At 37.0% G+C, this 1,628-nt stretch carries 1 protein-coding gene; it reads left to right on the top strand.

The annotated features are described in order from the left end of the window. The first annotated feature begins 582 nt into the window (after window positions 1–582). The gene (locus ACMZ6U_RS10285; protein ID WP_416108327.1) at window positions 583–1,536 is read left to right on the top strand and encodes a DUF1002 domain-containing protein; all 954 of its coding nucleotides are present in this window, start codon (window positions 583–585) and stop codon (window positions 1,534–1,536) included. Window positions 1,537–1,628: the final 92 nt, after the last annotated feature.

Genomic DNA, 1,628 nt, shown 5'->3' with positions numbered 1-1,628 from the left:
AGTTAATCTTCGCGATCTTGTTTTAATACTCATTGAAAATCAAAATATGATATTGTCAAGTTTCCCTTGATGAACTTTAGTTCTAGCTACGACGCTTTTTCTAGTCAGATTTTGATTTTCTTCGAGTATAAGGCTAAGACTTAAAACGGTTCACTGGAGAGTTTTTGACACTTGCTTCGAAAAGCTTTATTTCCCGATTAAAAAGGGTCCCAGAACCTTTTCAACCACCTCCACATAGCTCAAAAAATCTGGGAGATTTTTTAAGGTTGCAGATAGAAAAGGCACAGCTTTTATCTACTGTTCTAGGTCTGATTCCGAGCGTAAAATGCAAACGAAACAGCCATTTAGCAATGGTTGCTTGAGACTAAAGTTCCTAAGCAACTGTGCAGGGGAAAGGCTAAGCGGTGCTCCCAACCACTGCCTTAGGATGTTAAAACGAACTCTATATTGAGAGGATGGATTTTTTGCCCAGTGTTGTTTTTTTGAAACTTTTCTTTAAGGTTGAGAGGTTATAATGATGTTATCAATCTCTTTGGCAAACCATTTATTTTCAAGAATGTCAAAAAGTATATGGAGGAAAATATGTCTATCAAAAAACACATAACAACAACAGGGATTCTTCTTGCCTCACTGTCCTTTGCAAGCGGTACTTTAGCAGAAAGTCAGGTGCAATCTGTCATTGACGAAAGTTATGTACAACCAGATTATGTGCTAGGTTACTCTTTATCAGATTCCCAAAAACAGGAAACACTTCGTTTATTGAATTATCAAGAAGGAAAAGATACTGACTTAAGAACCTTAAACACAAGTAGTTATGCTAAAATCATGGATGTTGCAGATGATAACAGTTTACAGTTGTACTCATCGGTCAAAATTAAAAAGTTAGGGGCTTCTAAAACGTTAAATGTTAGTATTGTAACGCCTGAAAATATTACCAAGGTTACTGAAGACATGTATCGCAATGCTGCGGTTACCTTGGGTATCCAACATGCAGACATTGAAATCGCAGCACCGATTCCTGTAACTGGAGAGTCGGCCTTGGCAGGGATTTACTATTCTTTAGAAGAAAATGGTGCCCAGGTATCTGATGAAAGTAAAGAGCTAGCTCAAGAAGAGCTCAATACTTTATCGGATATTAACCAAGAAAACCAAGGTAAAGAGGGGTACGATGCGGATAAGCTCAATGTCGCTCTGACTGATATCAAATCAGCAGTTGCGCAGTCTGGAAAAGGCTTAACTAAGGATGATATCCAAAAAATTGTCGAAGATACTTTGGAAAATTATAACCTAAAATCTAGTATCAGCGACAGTCAGATGAATTTGATCGTCAATTTTGCTCTTAATTTGTCAAACAGCGGTATCATTAGTAACAGCGATTTTGTGAATACCTTGAATGACTTAAAAGACAGTATTGTGTCTAAAGCAGATGGTAGTTTCAAAGGTATAGATGTTAATTTTGACGCCAATAAGGCTATTGAACAAGGAAAAGGTATCTGGCAACAAATTGTTGACTTTTTTAAAAATTTGATTGGATAAGAAGGGAAAATCGGCTCTTCGTCAACTGTAGTGGGTGACTTATAATTAACATCTAGAGAGAATCGTTCCGGTTCTCTCTTTTTGAGTGTTTA

Source organism: Streptococcus pluranimalium, from assembly GCF_047785745.1.
GTDB classification, from domain to species: Bacteria; Bacillota; Bacilli; order Lactobacillales; family Streptococcaceae; genus Streptococcus; species Streptococcus pluranimalium_B.
The sequence above is the reverse complement of the archived record's forward strand: the minus strand, read 5'-3'. Positions and strand labels throughout refer to the sequence as shown.